Source organism: Bacillus sp. 22-7 (assembly GCF_010628845.1).
GTDB lineage: Bacteria > Bacillota > Bacilli > Bacillales > Cytobacillaceae > Cytobacillus > Cytobacillus firmus_B.
In genome coordinates this window covers 55,018-71,752 of the sequence record NZ_NJQY01000005.1, presented here as the reverse complement: position 1 = coordinate 71,752, position 16,735 = coordinate 55,018, and the positions used below count along the sequence as shown (strand labels likewise).

General features: G+C 43.4%; 17 protein-coding genes. 7 read left to right on the top strand and 10 right to left on the bottom strand.

The window, feature by feature from the left end:
* The first annotated feature begins 22 nt into the window (after positions 1–22).
* Positions 23–1,429: a decarboxylating NADP(+)-dependent phosphogluconate dehydrogenase gene (gnd, locus tag CE058_RS03845; RefSeq protein WP_163140358.1), complete on the top strand. Its 1,407-nt coding sequence runs from the start codon at positions 23–25 to the stop codon at positions 1,427–1,429.
* Positions 1,430–1,690: 261 nt separating this feature from the next.
* On the opposite strand, the gene aspA is transcribed toward gnd, so the two are convergent.
* Positions 1,691–3,121 (bottom strand): aspartate ammonia-lyase, encoded by a 1,431-nt coding sequence (aspA, locus tag CE058_RS03840; protein WP_048010257.1) that lies wholly within the window; start codon positions 3,119–3,121, stop codon positions 1,691–1,693.
* A 446-nt stretch (positions 3,122–3,567) separates the two neighbouring features.
* A complete protein-coding gene (gene yeiL, locus CE058_RS03835; protein ID WP_163140382.1) occupies positions 3,568–4,254 on the bottom strand; it encodes a transcriptional regulator YeiL in 687 nt (228 codons plus the stop codon).
* 78 nt (positions 4,255–4,332) lie between these two features.
* On the opposite strand from yeiL, the gene CE058_RS03830 reads away from it, so the two are divergent.
* On the top strand, positions 4,333–5,508 hold the full coding sequence (locus CE058_RS03830; protein ID WP_163140356.1) for an MFS transporter: 1,176 nt from the start codon (positions 4,333–4,335) through the stop codon (positions 5,506–5,508).
* 72 nt (positions 5,509–5,580) lie between these two features.
* Positions 5,581–6,480: an EamA family transporter gene (locus CE058_RS03825; protein WP_163140354.1), complete on the top strand. Its 900-nt coding sequence runs from the start codon at positions 5,581–5,583 to the stop codon at positions 6,478–6,480.
* A 3-nt stretch (positions 6,481–6,483) separates the two neighbouring features.
* Here the strand turns inward: CE058_RS03825 and CE058_RS24665 are convergent, their stop codons facing one another.
* The 3 genes from CE058_RS24665 to gltC all read right to left on the bottom strand — a co-directional run bounded on the left by CE058_RS24665 (position 6,484) and on the right by gltC (position 8,225).
* Entirely contained in the window at positions 6,484–6,639 is a 156-nt protein-coding gene (locus CE058_RS24665; RefSeq protein WP_204260510.1) for a hypothetical protein, read from the bottom strand.
* Positions 6,640–6,672: 33 nt separating this feature from the next.
* A complete protein-coding gene (locus CE058_RS03820; protein WP_163140352.1) occupies positions 6,673–7,107 on the bottom strand; it encodes a GNAT family N-acetyltransferase in 435 nt (144 codons plus the stop codon).
* A gap of 215 nt (positions 7,108–7,322) precedes the next feature.
* Positions 7,323–8,225, bottom strand: a complete 903-nt coding sequence (gltC, locus tag CE058_RS03815) for a glutamate biosynthesis transcriptional regulator GltC (protein ID WP_163140350.1) — start codon at positions 8,223–8,225, stop codon at positions 7,323–7,325.
* A 171-nt stretch (positions 8,226–8,396) separates the two neighbouring features.
* Between gltC and gdhA the strand changes: the two genes are divergently transcribed.
* Positions 8,397–9,776: an NADP-specific glutamate dehydrogenase gene (gene gdhA, locus CE058_RS03810; RefSeq protein ID WP_163140349.1), complete on the top strand. Its 1,380-nt coding sequence runs from the start codon at positions 8,397–8,399 to the stop codon at positions 9,774–9,776.
* 66 nt (positions 9,777–9,842) lie between these two features.
* Here the strand turns inward: gdhA and CE058_RS03805 are convergent, their stop codons facing one another.
* Positions 9,843–10,805, bottom strand: a complete 963-nt coding sequence (locus CE058_RS03805) for a helix-turn-helix transcriptional regulator (RefSeq protein ID WP_163140348.1) — start codon at positions 10,803–10,805, stop codon at positions 9,843–9,845.
* A gap of 105 nt (positions 10,806–10,910) precedes the next feature.
* On the opposite strand from CE058_RS03805, the gene CE058_RS03800 reads away from it, so the two are divergent.
* Positions 10,911–11,390 (top strand): GyrI-like domain-containing protein, encoded by a 480-nt coding sequence (locus CE058_RS03800; protein ID WP_163140347.1) that lies wholly within the window; start codon positions 10,911–10,913, stop codon positions 11,388–11,390.
* A 64-nt stretch (positions 11,391–11,454) separates the two neighbouring features.
* Here the strand turns inward: CE058_RS03800 and CE058_RS03795 are convergent, their stop codons facing one another.
* Positions 11,455–12,663, bottom strand: coding sequence for a sensor histidine kinase (locus CE058_RS03795; RefSeq protein ID WP_163140345.1), 1,209 nt, complete (start codon positions 12,661–12,663; stop codon positions 11,455–11,457).
* Between the two features lie 227 nt (positions 12,664–12,890).
* On the opposite strand from CE058_RS03795, the gene CE058_RS03790 reads away from it, so the two are divergent.
* A complete protein-coding gene (locus CE058_RS03790; RefSeq protein ID WP_048010249.1) occupies positions 12,891–13,205 on the top strand; it encodes a YciI family protein in 315 nt (104 codons plus the stop codon).
* A 487-nt stretch (positions 13,206–13,692) separates the two neighbouring features.
* Here CE058_RS03790 and CE058_RS03785 read toward each other — a convergent pair whose 3' ends face one another.
* Entirely contained in the window at positions 13,693–14,907 is a 1,215-nt protein-coding gene (locus CE058_RS03785) for a TerD family protein (RefSeq protein WP_163140343.1), read from the bottom strand.
* A 248-nt stretch (positions 14,908–15,155) separates the two neighbouring features.
* On the opposite strand from CE058_RS03785, the gene CE058_RS03780 reads away from it, so the two are divergent.
* Positions 15,156–15,410 carry a YuzF family protein gene (locus CE058_RS03780; protein ID WP_082138999.1) on the top strand — a complete coding sequence of 85 codons (255 nt, stop codon included), beginning with the start codon at positions 15,156–15,158 and terminating at the stop codon, positions 15,408–15,410.
* Positions 15,411–15,550: 140 nt separating this feature from the next.
* Here CE058_RS03780 and CE058_RS03775 read toward each other — a convergent pair whose 3' ends face one another.
* The gene (locus CE058_RS03775; protein WP_163140341.1) at positions 15,551–16,099 is read right to left on the bottom strand and encodes a DUF488 domain-containing protein; all 549 of its coding nucleotides are present in this window, start codon (positions 16,097–16,099) and stop codon (positions 15,551–15,553) included.
* Positions 16,100–16,178: 79 nt separating this feature from the next.
* On the bottom strand, positions 16,179–16,625 hold the full coding sequence (locus CE058_RS03770) for a DUF4385 domain-containing protein (protein ID WP_163140339.1): 447 nt from the start codon (positions 16,623–16,625) through the stop codon (positions 16,179–16,181).
* Positions 16,626–16,735 lie beyond the last annotated feature (110 nt).

Sequence of the window (16,735 nt, the reverse complement as noted above, 5' to 3'; positions counted from 1 at the left end):
TCTGAATGAAGGAGCAGGAACTATGTTAAATACAATTGGTGTTATTGGTCTCGGAGTAATGGGGAGCAATATCGCTTTAAATATGGCCAATAACGGCGAGAAAGTAGCTGTATATAATTACACAAGGGATTTAACCGATCAGCTTGTACAAAAGCTGGAAGGTCAAACTATAAGCCCTTATTTTGAAGTAGAGGATTTTGTCCAGTCTTTGGAAACACCGAGAAAGATCTTTTTAATGGTGACGGCTGGAAAAGCCATTGATTCTGTTATCGCAAGCTTACTCCCCTTCCTTGAAGAGGGCGACGTTATCATGGATGGGGGCAACTCCCACTTCAAAGATACGGAAAAAAGATATGATGATCTGAAAGCAAAAGGAATCGGCTATCTGGGTATCGGCATTTCAGGCGGTGAAGTGGGAGCATTAACAGGGCCTTCCATCATGCCTGGCGGTGATCAGGATGTCTATGAAAAAGCGGCTCCGATTCTTACGAAGATCGCTGCAAAGGTTGACGGGATGCCTTGCTGTGTTTACATCGGACCTAAAGGGGCAGGCCACTTTGTCAAAATGGTACATAACGGAATCGAGTATGCAGATATGCAGCTGATTGCTGAGGCCTATACATTTTTAAGAGAAAAGCTGGAATTATCTGTTGAGGAAATAGCGGATATCTTTGAAACATGGAATCAAGGCGAGCTGAAGAGCTATTTAATCGAGATCACAGCAGCTATTTTAAGGAAAAAAGATGAGCGTACAGGGCTGCCGCAAATCGATGTCATTCTTGATAAAGCCGGGCAAAAAGGAACCGGCAAATGGACCAGCCTCCAAGCCATCGATAATGGAATCCCAACCTCGATCATTACAGAATCCTTATTCGCACGCTATATTTCTGCTTTGAAGGATGAGCGTGTGGCGGCAGAAACCCTTTTAACAGGTCCTGAGAAGGATCAGATAACCCTTGAAAAAGACATCTGGATTGAATATATCAGACAGGCTTTATATATGGGCAAAGTGTGTGCCTATGCACAAGGATTTACACAATATAAAATGTCGTCCGAGCAAAATGGCTGGAATTTGCCTCTGAAGGATATCGCCCTTATTTTCCGCGACGGCTGCATCATTAGAGCGGAATTCTTGAATGTCATCAGTGAAGCCTACCAGGAGCAGCCGAACCTGGCAAACCTCCTGGTATCCCCTTACTTTGCGGAAAGAATCAGGGACTACCAGACAGGCTTGCGCAAAATTGTCTGCGAAGGCATTCAATCCGGCATCGCATTGCCATGCCTAAGCTCTTCTCTTTCCTATTACGACAGCTACCGGAATGGAAGATCAAATGCCAGCCTGCTGCAGGCCCAGCGTGATTACTTCGGTGCCCATACGTATGAGCGGACAGATTTGGAAGGAACTTTCCACACTAATTGGAATGAATAGAAAAGCGGAAGGCGCCCGCCTATAAAGGAACGCAGACTAAAATCGCCACGTCCTGTGGCAACGTCTGCATGACCCGCATCCTGCGGGCCTCAAGCATAAGACGAGCCGGCTGAAAGGTTGTTCTTTAACCTTTTGGACGGATTTGCTTATGACCTCGAGCCGATGGCGCCTGGAGCTAGACAGTTATCTAACTACAGATAATACTTTCTAGATAGCAAAAACGCTTGCCCCTCAATCGGGGACAAGCGTTTTTTGTTTGCCTTAATCTCTTTCAAGCAGTGCAGCGCCTGCAATGCCAGGATCCGTCATTTCATATGGATCGAGGATTAAATCGAGTTCTTCTTCTGTCAGAACATCATATTTCAGGCACAGTTCCCTGATGGAACGGCCTGTTAAAATCGCTTCTCTGGCGATTCTGGATACGACTTCATAGCCAAGGTGAGGGTTGACGGCAGTAATGATGCCGACACTCTTTTCAACGTAGTCCCTCATTCTTTCTTCATTGGCTTCGATTCCTTTTACACAATGCTCTGTAAACGTATTGAACGCATTGTTCATAATGCTGATCGATTGCAGAAGGTTAAAGATCAGGACTGGCTCCATGACGTTCAGTTCCAACTGTCCCGCTTCTGAAGCAAGGGAGATCGTGTTGTCGTTCCCGATAACCTGGAAGGCGACCTGATTGATCAGCTCCGGAAGAACAGGGTTTACTTTACCAGGCATAATGGATGAGCCCGGCTGTCTTGCCGGAAGGGAAATTTCGCCAAGACCCGCTCTTGGACCAGACGCCATCAGACGCAGGTCATTTGCGATTTTGGACATATTGATCATGCAGATTTTCAGTGCTCCGGAGACTTCTGTATAAGAATCGGTATTCTGAGTGGCATCTACAAGATGTTCTGCCCCTTTAAATGGCAGGCCGCTGATGTCGGCAATATGCTTCACCACTAAGTCAATGTATTTCGGGATGGCATTCAGCCCCGTACCGACTGCAGTTGCCCCCATGTTCAATTCATATAAATGCTGTTTGGATTGCTGAATGCGCTTGATGTCGCGTGCAATAACGCGGCTGTAGGCTTCAAATTCCTGGCCAAGCCTGATTGGAACAGCATCCTGCAGATGAGTCCGTCCCATTTTAATCACATGGCTGAATTCCTTTGATTTTTCAAGGAAAACAGAGTGCATATTTTCCATTGTCAGGATTAATTGATCCAGCAGATTTAACACTGAGATGTGCATAGCTGTCGGAAAAGCATCATTCGTCGACTGCGACATATTAACATGGGTATTAGGGCTGCAATGAGAATAATCGCCCTTTTCATGGCCCATGATTTCAATCGCACGGTTCGCAAGGATTTCATTAACATTCATATTAATGGACGTTCCGGCACCGCCCTGGATTGGGTCCACAATCACCTGATCATGCCAAAGTCCTTCAATCATTTCATCCGCAGCCTGTACGATCGGGTCTCCGATTCCTGAGTAAAGGCGCTTAACTTCCATATTCGCCATGGCCGCTGCTTTTTTTACGATGGCCATTGCCTTGATTAACTCCGGATGGATCCGGTAGCCTGTAATCGGAAAGTTCTCAACCGCACGAAGCGTCTGAACGCCATAATAAGCATCCGCCGGAACTTCCTTAGAGCCTAGAAAATCTTTTTCGATTCTGTAGCTGTTCTTTGCTGCTAACATTGACTTCTTCTCCTTTATATAAACCTTTCAGATATATATAGGTTTTGTAATAGCTTATCCTTCGTATTCACTATAAGCCTGAAAGGATGAATTGGCAATGGTTATGGCACAATAAAAATGACCTTTTTCCCGGTATGCCTGAATGCTTGGGAAGCTGGTAATTTCAGTGAATGAAACCGCTTACCTTTTTTAAAGATCTTTTTGTATATATTTTCATTTTTCGCCTCTCAATGTAGTCCGTTGATTTCCGCTCCAGGATGCTCGCTTTCCGCGGGGCAGGCGGTGAGCCTCCTCAACGCTTCGCGTCTGCGGGGTCTCACCTGTCCCGCTACTCCCGCAGGAGTCTCGCACCTTCCGCTACAATCAACTCAGTAATAATATACAAAGTGCAACAAACCTCGTGAAAAGTTGGAAGCCACAAAACCAGAATAGTTTCCTAATCGATTTCAGCCGCCAGTCTCCAACCCATTTTTCAGCACATCCGCAAGCCTGTGCAATTCGTCCGGCTGCCGAATATGGTAATGGCGTCCTTCTTTGTGTAAATACCCTTTATCGCAAAACTGTACAAGGACATGCAGGAGATGGCGGTAGGACACTCCTAAAAAGTCACAGACGCTTACATGTTTCTCCTTATATACATCACCATCAGCGGTTTGCAGGATGAAGTCTGCCAGCCGATTTTCAAGCGGAAAGGATAGGCCCTGTGAGTACTTTTCAGCCATCTTGGTTGCTTTCACGCTTAGAAACTTGGTGAGCTCCCGGAGAAAGGTCGTGTCTTCAAGCAGCTTTTTGCGGTAATGGTGCAGGGGAATCGCAAAACAGACTGTCTTCGCTGAGGCCTGAATCCCCTTTGTATAGTACACTTCATGCAAAAGCTCCATTTCCCCGATATAATCATGGGCATTGATAAAATTAATCAAAGATACCTTCCCATTTTGATATGTCACGTAAATCTTGGCTTTTCCCTCGATGACATAATATAAATAATCCGGCCTCATGCCCTCGCGTATAATCCATTCATCCCGCTTATATTCCCGCACTTCCATAAACTCCTCAATCGGAAAAGAAAATAAATGGGATATTGAGTGCTTCTCCAGGTAATGCTGTCTTTTTTTCCCTTTGTACGTTTCCATCATCCACCCCAAAATATGATATATCTCATATTATTGTACGAAGCTTCCTGATATCATGCAAATATCGGAGGGATTTTTATGAAGACACAAAGCTGGATGAGCAGGCAGTTTTTCAGCTTTTTTATGACCTGGGGCATTTTTCTGCCCTACTGGACAGGGTGGTTAATCCATATAAAAGGAATGACCGTTACACAGGCGAGTTTAATCATGAGCTTAGGCCTGGCCATTCGGGGGCTTGCCACACTCTTTGCTTTTCCCTATTTATCAGGAAAATTCAGCAGCAGAATCCTGCTGAACGGGATGTCAGCCGGTACGCTGATCGCCATTCTCTGCTATATTCCGGCCGACTCTTTTGCCAGCCTGCTGCTGGTAACGCTGCTATTGCATTTCTTTTATCCGGCACTGATGCCTGCACTGGATAGTGCTGCGGGCATTCTTGTCCAAAACAAACAATTAAAGGATTATGGAAAAAGCCGCTCCTGGGGATCAATCGGATTCGTTGTGTCCGGTATGATTCTGACCTTCTTTACAGGAGGGTTCGGGGATGAGGCCATTTTCTGGGCGTTATTATTCGGCATGCTTGTAGTTCTTTGTCTCGGCTTCATGAATACACCTGCAGTATTATCTGAAAAACCGAAAGCCGGACAGACCAAAGGAGCCATAAGGAAATTATTCAGCATCAGACACTTCGGCCTGGTGCTCATCATTGTGATTCTGCTGCAGGCAGCGCATGCTTCCTATTACAATTATGGCTATATTTACTTACAGGAAATTCAGGCACCAAAATATTTAATCGGCGCCATTATTAATATTGGCGTGATTGCAGAAATTCTTTTCTTCTTCATTGCGGACCGGACTTTCCGGAAGTTTTCAATCGGTTCATTACTGGCACTGGCAGCATTGGGCTCCACTGCACGCTGGGTACTCGTATTTGCCTTCCCGCATGTCATTGTGTTCAGCATTAGCCAGATATTGCATGCCTTTTCATTTGCCATGGCACATTACGCCTTCATGAAATATTTAATTAAATATGTTCCTCATGAACAGGTGCCCATTACTCAAGGGGTCTACTCGGCACTCGCCCTCAGCTGGAGCACAGCCCTTTTCACCATTTTCGGCGGGTATCTTTATGAAATGGAACCAAGGTTTGCCTTTATCGGAATGGTGGTATGTACGATCCCCGCGGCGCTGCTTGCGTTTATTTACCGGAGATTGGAAGGGAAGAATGCGGAAACCAGGCAGCTGGCAGTTTAATGGCACAATTAAGCTAAAAAAGGTGATACATATGTAGCACCTTTTTTACGTTTGCATCAAGGAGGTTTCAAATTGAAAATCAATAAAGGAATTTTATATATACTGCTCGGTGCTTCCTTTTTCGGATTTACACCGATTTTTGCAAAGTTGGGGTTTAGTTATGGCTACTCTCTGGGACAGATTACGATTGCGCAGATGGTTATTTCCTTCATTTTATTATGGTCCTTCACATTGATAAAACGGTCCAGTTTCAAAGGACTCCATATGAAAAACATGCTGCAAATCATGATGACCGGCTGTTTTGTCGGCTTAACCAGCATTTTCTATTATGGTTCTATGCAGTATCTTCCTGCATCACTGGCCATCATTTTAATGTTCCAGTTTGTCTGGATCGGAATTCTTTTAGAATGGGCTTTCAGCAAAATAAAACCGGCGCCTGTCACCGTGCTTTCGATCATTTTAATAATAATCGGGGTCTTTTTCGCTTCTAATATTGTAAATGGCGACATACAGGGCCTTCCAGTTAAAGGTTTTATTTTAGGAATCCTCTCCGCGATCACTTATGCCGGTTTCATCTTCTTCAGCGGCAAGGTTGCTGTGAATGTGGATCCCTGGATAAGGAGTTCATTGATGGTGACGGGATCAGCCATCCTGGTGCTGATCCTGTTCATGCGTGATATCCCGTCTGTTCTGCCTTTGGAGGAAAATCTGCTGACGATTGCCGTCGGGGTTTCACTCTTTGGCGCAGTTCTTCCACCGCTTTTTTTCGCGGCTGGTGCACCTTTGGTTTCAGGAGGAATTGCCAATATACTAACCTCCATTGAACTGCCCATTGCCATCCTGTCAGCCAGCATAATCTTGTCAGAAACGGTAACCCCGATGCAGTGGCTGGGCACGGCGATTATACTGGCTGCCATTGCTTTTAATGAACTGGGGACAGGCCTTTACCGGCGTCGAAACAAAAGTGCCTGAGGATCAGACACCTGTCAATTTTGATTGAATGGACTCCGGCAGCAGCTGATAAAACAGCCCTTGATACTTAAGATCAAGCATGCCGGCAATCAAAAGAATAAGGAATAAGAAGACTGCAATCCATTTGCTGTTCTTTTTAAGCAATGGGTTCACCTCCATGAATAAGAGCTCCCTCAGCAGGAGCTCTTTTAATTAATACGCCAATTTATAAACAATTTCCCCATCAATAACCCGGCCGTCCGCTTCAAAGCCGAGTTTTTCATATAGCCCCTTCGCGAGATGGTTCTCAGGCTCAAAACTCAAATAAATCACCTTATGCTCCTGATCCAGCTTAATCCGCTCAATCAGCTTCTCCATGGCCGCTTTTCCGTACCCTTTTGACTGGTGCTTCGCATCAATCATCAGACGGTAAATCCAGTATTCTTTATCGTCATCATCCATGCAGTACATCGTAAAGCCCACTAACACATCATCATGATAAATCGCTAAGCACTCACACTCCGGAAACGCCTTAGCCTGCGCAAGTGAAAACACATTCGGCGCCACAAACGCCTTCTGCACTTCCGCTACACGCAAATCAATAACATCGAAAAAATTGTGGCGGTCTATCTCTCTAAACTCAATCATATAAGCCTCCTTCTCTTTGAAAAGGCAGCTCCCCCCGACCTTTTTCCAGGGAGATGCCTGCCATTTCACTATCGAAGTCCAAATTCGCTAAGTCGGATGGAAAATCCTCCAAATGAAGACCTAAAATGAAAAAGAATCCCTGATGACAGTGCCTATTTAAATTCCCCTAAGGAAATCTGGTCTCCGGCATGATAAAAGCACCTGTTATGGCTTGGTCAGTTTTGGAATTGGTCCAAAACGGCAAAGAAATCACGAATAAATTGATAGAATATTTTCTCTGTGGGCAGCAGCTGGCGTTCACTTGGAATAATGATTCCTACCGCACGGGTAATCTGTGGCATGACAGGCAGCCTTACTGTGGAACGCGGCAGGCTGTCAACCAATGTAGATTCCGGAATAAGCGTCAGCCCCAGACCTGCTGAGACCAAACCTTTAATCGTATCAATATCATCGCCTTCAAATGACACTTTAGGCTGAAAGCCATGCTGACTGCAAGCATCATCGAACAATTCACGCAAAACATACCCCTTAGGAAACAGAATGAAGGTTTCATCTTTCAGGTGGTTCAGATTCAATAAAGATTTGTCTGCTAAAGGGTGGGCAGCAGGAACCAAAGCAACCATTTTCTCGGTGAATAAAATATCCCCTTTAACCTTTTTCTCTTTCTTAGGGAGAGGGCCAATCAATGCCATATCGATTTCCCCTTCCGCCACTCCGCTGATTAAATCATGATAAGCACTCTGTTTCAGTTCAAACTTCACATGAGGATAGCGCCCGCGGAAAGCAGATATGATGGAAGGCAGCGTATAAAGTGCCAGACTGCTTGGGAAGCCGAAACGTATTCTGCCACGCTCCGGATCCAGATACTCTTTGACTTGCCGTTTGGCATTATCGATTACCTTTATGGCTTCTTCCATCTGTTCCAAGAATAGTTTGCCGATCGGCGTCAATTTTACGTTCCTTCCTTCACGGATAAACAAATTAACCCCCAGCTCTGATTCAAGGTTGAAAATCTGCCTGCTCACAGCAGATTGTGCCACATGTAAAGCTAAAGCCGCATCTGTTACATGTTCTCTTTTCGCCACTTCAATAAAGTATTTAATCTGCCTTAATTCCATGTGATTTTTACCTCCCTTCTGCCATTCATCTAATTTTGGCATCAATATTATCTAATTTTCATATTGTTTAGATTGATTTACAACTATAAAATGAAAGAATCATACAATTTTTGAATAATTGGAAATTATTGAAGGATTTCATTTGGACTTAAAGGGAGGGCCATTGGCAGTATGACTGCACTAACAGAAATTAATGAGAAGCGAATACAGGCGGAGGATTATGTTCAGGCGGTATTCGAAACAGTCAAAAAGCGCAATCCTAATGAAAGTGAATTTCATCAGGTTGTTAAAGAAGTATTTGATTCACTCGTTCCAGTATTTGAGAAAAACCCCGTATACATGGAGCAAAGTATTCTTGAAAGAATAGCGGAACCTGAAAGAGTGATTACCTTTAGAGTCCCATGGGTGGATGATCAGGGAAAAGTACAGGTGAATCGCGGCTTCCGGGTTCAATTCAATAGTGCAATCGGTCCCTACAAGGGCGGCTTGCGATTCCATCCTTCTGTAAATGCCAGCATCATCAAATTTCTGAGCTTTGAACAAATTTTCAAAAACGCCCTTACAAGCCTGCCGATTGGAGGAGGAAAAGGCGGAGCTGATTTTGATCCTAAGGGGAAATCTGATGGTGAGATTATGAGATTCACCCAAAGCTTCATGCTGGAACTAAGCAGGCATATCGGACCGGATGTAGACGTTCCTGCCGGAGATATTGGAGTCGGCGCCAGGGAAATAGGCTATCTGTTTGGCCAGTATAAAAGAATCCGTGGAGGGTATGAAGCTGGAGTTCTGACAGGGAAAGGAATCGGATATGGAGGAAGCTTAACCCGAACTGAAGCGACAGGTTACGGTACGGTTTACTTTGTTCAGGAAATGCTGAAGGAAATAGGCCTTTCCTTTAAAGGAAGCACTGTCATTGTCTCCGGTTCAGGAAATGTCTCTACCTATGCGATTGAAAAAGCGGCACAGTTAGGCGCGAAGGTTGTGGCCTGCAGCGATTCTGACGGCTATATTTATGATCCAAACGGCATCAGCCTTGATACAGTAAAAAGGCTGAAGGAAGTTGAGAGGGAAAGAATCCGGGAATATGTGAAGGAACATCCCCATGCCCAATACTTTGAGGGATGTTCCGGCATCTGGTCCATCCCCTGTGACATTGCTCTGCCGTGTGCGACACAAAATGAAATTGATGAGGCAGCAGCAGAAATCCTTGTTGCCAATGGAGTTAAAGCCATTGGTGAAGGAGCAAATATGCCATGCACATCCGGGGCCATCAATGAGTTTCTGAGAAACACCGTTCTCTTTGGCCCGGCAAAAGCTGCAAATGCAGGCGGTGTTGCCGTTTCTGCATTAGAAATGGCCCAAAACAGCTCAAGAATATCCTGGACATTTGAAGAAGTGGATGAAAAACTGCAGCAAATTATGATGAATATATACCGGAGCAGCGTCAAAGCTGCCGAGGATTATGGCTATCCAGGCAATCTGGTGGCAGGCGCTAATATCGCAGGTTTTATAAAAGTAGCCGATGCCATGATCGCACAGGGAGTTATATAATAATGAAAAAGGGTGATGCTATTAAGAAAGCATCATCCTTTTCTATTTAGATACACAGTTACCTTCTTATGAACGGAATAATCTTAATCTCTTCTGCAGGCCTTCTAAAACTTTTTCTGGCATTTCCCTGACATTGATATCCTCACCCAGGAAAAGGAGCCAATTGATTATTTCAGTCAGCTCTTCCGAATTATTTACATTTATAAAAGTCTTTAGAATGGCTGTGGTCTGATAAGGATTTGTGTAGGCTATGGAAGCCTTAATAGGATGGTATTTTTTGAACTGGGCAATCGCCTGCGGACCGAGTTCAATGACAAGATTGGTAGTCTCGTCCTGCATGCTGAGTTTTTCTAAAATATTTCTCCTGCTTGTTCTTTTTTTCACAGGATATGGTTCAACATCGATAAGATTATCCACGGGGAATATTTGTCTCTTTTCTTCCTTTAAGTCAAAGGCTTCAACCTTCCAAATGCTTTTTTCACGATAAAGGTGCAAAAGATAAATGGGATAAGGCCTGATTTCTTTCTCTTCTTTTACGGTAATCCATAAGTAGCGGTCCAAAATAAGAGATTCAATGAGTTTTTCCAGCATCGGATGGGGGAGGTCTGACAGGTCAAGCAAATCGGGATTATTAGGGTTGGTCCCTTCAAACAGCAGGATTTGATTTAAGAGAACCAGGTCTTCCTGCTGGGCTTCAGAGATCAGGCCGAGCAGTTTTTCAGCTAAAGACTGACGGCTCTTTAGATAGGGGAGCTGCAGATTTCTTGTAGCCATAAAGGCGATAAACAGAGCTTTGATCTCATTATCGGTAAAGCGGACAGTGGGCAGGACGGAGTTGTTCATGACAAAATAGCCCCCATCCCTTCCGACCTCAGCGACAAGCGGCATCCCCATGGCTTCTATTTCACGAATATCACGAATCGCTGTTGAACGGGAAATGTTAAATTCCCGCATGATTTCAGAGATAGTAAAGTGGGCGCGGTTGTTGATATACCGCATCATCACATTAATCCGTTCCACTTTTTTCATTGTGTCCTCCCTAAACAGGATCATTTTTTGACATGGTTTAACGTTATTATAAACTTATCAAATGGGCAACTCATTTGAAATGATTAAAAAAGGATGGTTTTGAAAATGGCAATATATACTCTGGAAGAAAAAGAAAGCTTTACCGTATTAGGCATTGGAACTGAATTGAAGAGCGATTACACAGATTATGCAGGCATAAATCAGGAAAAAGCAGACTTCTGGCAGGCAGTCAAACAGGATGGAAGGCTGGACAAATTAAAGGCCCTGGCCACAAATGATTATATTTTTGTCGTAAACGAAGCCGTAAATAACAAGATGATGCATTATGCAGGCGTCATGACAAAGGCATCTCTGCCAGAAGCAACCAGATTGATTCAGTTTCCTGAAGGAGAATACCTCATTGTGAAAGGGGAAGCCGGAACATCTGAGGAATTGAGCAATATGCTTACAGGGATTGCCTTTGGTCAAGCATTGCCGGAAGCAACGGATTACGCCTATGTCGGCGGGCCCAATGCCTCTGTTGAAATGGGGCAGCGAAATGGAATGGTATTCGGCGAGATGTGGATTCCTGTAGTGAAGAAATAGGGGATATAACAAAAGGTGCCTGACCCTCTGCACTTGCAGTTTAGCTGGGGTCAGGCACCTGTATTTAAATGGATGGAAAGCGTATCACAACGATTGTTCCGTGCCCTAAAGCAGTCTTGAATTGAATGGTCCCTTTATATTTTTCCACTATCGCAAAGCAAATCATCATACCCAGTCCGGTGCCCTTGCTTTTCAGAGAATAAAAGGGCGTTCCGAGTGAGGCAACTTCTGATTCGGTCATCCCTCTGCCTTGGTCGGTAACCTTTATGACAACAAATTCTTTTTCCCTTGCAGCCGTAACCTGAACGATATCCCCAAGCACCGATGCCTCAATCGCATTTTTCATAATATTGATCAGCAATTGTTTAAACTCCAGCCGGTTCACGGCGATATGACAGTTATCGGCCACATTTACTTCAATCCGGTTATCATGCAGCAGCCCATACGAATACAGCAAATCCGCCACACTCTGCAGAACAGCCTTGACCTCCACTGTTTCAGATGCAATCTCATTTTCCGGTTTCGCAACAGACAGAAATTGAGAAATCACCTGCTCAGCTGTATGTAATTCATCAATCATCAGTGAAATCTGTCCCTTTCGACTGGAAGAAAAGGAAGGATCCTGTTCAAATAACTGCAGAAAACCCTTCACCACGGTCAGAGGATTCCTGACCTCATGCGCAACCGCAGCTGCCAGCTGGCCTGTTATCTTCAAGCGCCCAGACTGCTGAATTTGTTCATAATAGAGCTGCTGTTTTTTCATCCGCCCATTCGTTAAGAAGAAAATAAAAAAAACAACCACCTGGCTTGCAAAAAAGTTAATTACATTCCCTATTAAATCCTGCTGTATATAGGCATATTGATGACCGTGATCAACAGCCGCAATATAGCCAAACAGAAGCACCGAACCCGCACAATTGAGAACCAGCGAAAAATAAAAAATCCTGGAATCAAAAAACAGGATTGAAATAGCAGGAATCAGACACAGAAAAATAAAGTTCGACCAGGTCTCGGGATATAAAAAGAACAGCGTATAAAAGTAAACAGACGAAACAATCGTGATTATCATTCTATGTGCAAACGTATCAGCCCGGGGATACAGCAGCAGACAGGCCGACAGAATGAGGACCAGCACCAGATTCAGCATATAGCCAGCCCCAAAGTCACCCATCCGCGGATTATCCGCCACCAGCCCCAGGATCATAATGGCGATCATGATAAACGCCACAATATGATAGATTTTTTTATTGGATTTATTATTAAACTCCTTCATACATACCCCTTTGGTTATCTAGTTCGTACCTATTAAAATATATCATGATTTGGGCTGTTATGGGAAAATAGGATTAATTTGTATTCCATTAAACATAAGGGTGAAACCGCAGCAAAATGAGGGATTATTAAGAGAAGGAAATTAATGTTTTATCCCGAATAGGTACAAAAATGCTGCTTTTTATAAGGATCCAAGTGTTATCGATTTAATAATGAGGTGATAGATCAATGGAACAATATTTATATAAATTAAGATTAAAAGCACATTTTTTAGAAAGGGAAAGCTGGACGCAAACGGCAGAAGAGATTATCAGCCGCCATTTCGCAAGGCTCAAAGAATATACCGAAGAGGGTAAAGTGATATTGGCAGGACGAACACTGAATGACGATGAAACCGGATTTGGAATTGTTATCTTTGAAGCTGAAAATAAAACGAGTGCTGAACAATTCATGAGAGATGACCCCGCTATTTCTGAGGGCATGATGGAAGGGGACTTATTCCCTTATCGAGTAGCATTGATGCGGGAAGGAAAGTCGAGGTAAAGATTTAACTACATCAACCTTTCTCTACAATTTTATAACCAAACTGAGGAATATCCGCTAGAAAAAACGCTGCCATCACTCAAGATGATTTCTCTTTGGCAGATTATCATGAATTCTAATAAAAAGCCAAAAGGTGCCTGGCCGGTTGGGGACGGGCACCTGTCTAATATCACTTGTGAAGTTTCTCTTTGGAATTCTTTATCCTGAATTGCAAAATTACAGCAACCAGCAGGGATATCCATTGCAGAGTGTATAGTATGATAGAATAGTTGGATTTTATAAGATATGCTGTTACAGAAAATATACCGGAAAGGAGGATAAGTAATACAACCATAATGGACATATTATTGTGTTTGTTTTTATTCTTATAAAGTAAAAAAATGATTATTACACTGAATAAAAAAGCATTCATAATTAATATTTTTTCCATAATTAGTTATCCTCCCTAATCCAGGTTTAAGTATTTCTGTGAATCATATCTCTTCTTTTATTTGTAATCATTTCTGGGACCTGCATCCATTACAACCTCTACCATATTGGAAGGCCCCATTCTGAGTTTAGGTCTATACTCAGAATCCGGTGAACTGTACAGCTCCAGTGGACTAATGATTACTCCATCTGGCGTATTATGGAGAATTCCGGGCACACAGGTATAAATGCGGTCATCATTGTTGGCATTTTTAGCTGAGATCGTAACGGAGGTGCCGCTGTGATTATCTATACTCATGGACACTTTGTATCTGTAGAAAGAACCCGTTCCATTAGACTGGGCAGAATAAACGACAGGCACGACTGCCAGAATGTCATTATTCAGCCTCAATTTAATTACTTCTGTCTTGGTTGAACTGTAATCTCTTCTTACATCCCCCATATGTTCAACTGCTCCGTTTGCAAAACTTCTAAGTGGAGGTGTGCCGCTTGCCCCAAACATGGCGACATCGATCTGCCTGCCATCCTTTGTATAAACCAAAGCATAGATATCATAATCTGTCCCAGTTTTCCAGGATACCGTGGCGGTAATCTGTGGTGTTTTTTCAATGATCACCGGCTTTTGGCCTTTGTCGAGACTGATTTTGCCCTTCACCTTTTCAAGAGTGATCGTGCTTTGAAATTGTTTGTTTTCAGCAGCAGCAGGAAGAGACTGAACGGCCTTAGTTTCAACAGGCTTATTTTCTTCAGTGGAATCCACTTCCACACCGTAATTTTTACATAACCCTTCAAGTCCGGATTCAAATCCGCGCCAGATTGATTTTGCCTTAATTTGACCATTCCTTACATATAATTCTAAAACCACAATCCCATTTTCCTTTGTAAAACTCGATGGAGTTAACTCGGTAGTGGTATGACCCGTACATATCTCGGCTTTTAAATTCTTTACATTCGAGAACCCCATGTGATTATCCTCTGTCAGAGTAATGGCTATTTTATGAATGCCTGCAGGGACTTTACTCATATCAAATTGAATAGTATGTACTTTTCTAGTTCCTTTATTTTCAGCCGGCAATAGGGCTGCTGCACCAGAAGGACTCTTTGGCTGATTATAAAAAATAATCCCGCTATCTCCTTGCACCTTATCTGAATCCGTTAAAAGGAAAGCAGTTAAGGAAATATCGATCAAATGAGACATATCGTAGCTAACGGTCACATAACCTTTTGGGGAACTTAACACTGTATTTCCCCCCATTTGCAGCATTGAATTCAATTCAACCACTCCTGTTTCTCTATTTAAAATCTGCAGATTCTTTATATTAAAATTATAATCTCACTTTAAATTATACCATTTTATTGAAACCATATAGGTGAAAACTACTGCAAATTAAAAAGCAGCCACAATACAGCAGCTGTTTCAAAAAGGGGAAACAAAAGAACCGTCCCTATGTTCCGAACGCGTCAAGCTATACTGGCATAGATTGATTAGATAAAACAGCACTATACTTTGGAGGGAAGAGAATGGACCCTATGTATGCCTACCGAGTAAATCCGCAAACAACACAGAATGGCCCTATGCAAGTGATTGCCATAGAACCCTTTGTTTATGAAGCGCTGCGCAGTTTAAAAGGAAAAAGAGCCGTCCTGGATACCACACGCGGTTCAGTCAGCGGAATGGTTGTTGATGCTAAGCCTGATCATGTTGTCATTCAAGAATACGATTCTACATTTTTTGTTCGTATTCGTGAAATCGTCTGGATAATGCCTGAATCCTAACCTGCCCATGTTTTCATTAACTCCAGCCTAAAATCTATTAAACAGCGACAATCACATAAGCATTTTTAATAGATAGCCCGCGAATGTACTGTTTGTGTTCAGGCATGGTTCCGGCTATCACTACATATCCCTTCCCATTATTAAAGTTTCGGATAAACGACAGTTCCATCTTCTTCAATGATTGGCATGGCTCCCCACTTCCCCAATTCATGTGGGACAATCTTCGGATTTCCCTTGGCATCAGGAATGAGATGGCGCACATCCCATCCATTTGCCTTCAGCCAGTTGCTGATGAGAAGGCGATGGCATCTTGCCGGATGATATTCTGAACACATATAGACAAGCGTCGTTTCTGCGGCCTGTTCCTTTAGCTGCTCCAAAGCATACTGAAAATCATCCGTCAGTGTATAATCCGCATAATTGTGAAACGAGCGGTTATTCCATCCTTCGTTCAATTGCTCCCCTACCTGGCCAGACATTCTCCTTCTCCCGCCAAGACCGGGAAAATGGCGATAATGAATCCCCGCTTCTTTCAGCCACTGGGCCATGTTTTCTTTATTAAAGTGTGAATTCCTGCGGCTTGCAGGAAATGCCCGGACATCTGCCACAAAGTTAATTTCAGCTGCTCCCATCAGCTTTAAAAATTGTTCGATCGAATGGTTATAATGTCCAATTGTATAAACTTTCAAGATTATCTTCCCCTTAAAACAAAGACTCTGTTGTTCAAGTTCATGTATCCTTTATGCTGAGTGCAAAGTGCATGCTGCTTCAGCCATATTTCTTTTGATGCTCTTTTTTTCGCTTAAGATAATCCTGATCCTCCCGCGCGAGCTTCCATTTCTCCATAAAGATGGACGCCGATTCCGCCTTCACCGGATCATTCTGCCTTTCGTTTACCTTGCCATTCTCATCATATTTCTTCCCGCCTTTGTAATTCGTATACCGGCGGGCTCTTGTATATCCCATCTGCAGAAATTTCCTTGCCATGTCCATCCCGACAAAATCTTCTTTCTCCTTATAATCGAGAAACATCTGATAAATTTTATAAGATGACTCCTCAGCGATTTCCGGAGTCTTAAATCGCCAATACTTCAGGATCTCGCTCTTATAAGGCTCCACCAGCAGCACACCCTGTTCTCCCCTGCCAACCCTATACAGTTCAGGATTCTTGCGGAAATCTATGGTGTCAAAATCCAAATCGTAATCGAAGGCCATATCTGTCATCCTTTTTATATTGGGTTTACCCTTGGCTGTCTTTTTGTATGCAGAATATAGTTATTTAGTGCTTTCGGGAATCAAAGGGGTGGGTGGCTCTCGTATTCCTT

Coding starts and splice junctions, on each gene's coding strand:
- gnd (WP_163140358.1), top strand. CDS start 23: ATGTTAAATACAATTGGTGTTATTGGTCTCGGAGTAATGGGGAGCAAT.
- aspA (WP_048010257.1), bottom strand. CDS start 3,121: ATGTTAGCAGCAAAGAACAGCTACAGAATCGAAAAAGATTTTCTAGGC.
- yeiL (WP_163140382.1), bottom strand. CDS start 4,254: ATGGAAACGTACAAAGGGAAAAAAAGACAGCATTACCTGGAGAAGCAC.
- CE058_RS03830 (WP_163140356.1), top strand. CDS start 4,333: ATGAAGACACAAAGCTGGATGAGCAGGCAGTTTTTCAGCTTTTTTATG.
- CE058_RS24665 (WP_204260510.1), bottom strand. CDS start 6,639: ATGGAGGTGAACCCATTGCTTAAAAAGAACAGCAAATGGATTGCAGTC.
- CE058_RS03820 (WP_163140352.1), bottom strand. CDS start 7,107: ATGATTGAGTTTAGAGAGATAGACCGCCACAATTTTTTCGATGTTATT.
- gltC (WP_163140350.1), bottom strand. CDS start 8,225: ATGGAATTAAGGCAGATTAAATACTTTATTGAAGTGGCGAAAAGAGAA.
- gdhA (WP_163140349.1), top strand. CDS start 8,397: ATGACTGCACTAACAGAAATTAATGAGAAGCGAATACAGGCGGAGGAT.
- CE058_RS03805 (WP_163140348.1), bottom strand. CDS start 10,805: ATGAAAAAAGTGGAACGGATTAATGTGATGATGCGGTATATCAACAAC.
- CE058_RS03800 (WP_163140347.1), top strand. CDS start 10,911: ATGGCAATATATACTCTGGAAGAAAAAGAAAGCTTTACCGTATTAGGC.
- CE058_RS03795 (WP_163140345.1), bottom strand. CDS start 12,663: ATGAAGGAGTTTAATAATAAATCCAATAAAAAAATCTATCATATTGTG.
- CE058_RS03790 (WP_048010249.1), top strand. CDS start 12,891: ATGGAACAATATTTATATAAATTAAGATTAAAAGCACATTTTTTAGAA.
- CE058_RS03780 (WP_082138999.1), top strand. CDS start 15,156: ATGGACCCTATGTATGCCTACCGAGTAAATCCGCAAACAACACAGAAT.
- CE058_RS03770 (WP_163140339.1), bottom strand. CDS start 16,625: ATGGCCTTCGATTACGATTTGGATTTTGACACCATAGATTTCCGCAAG.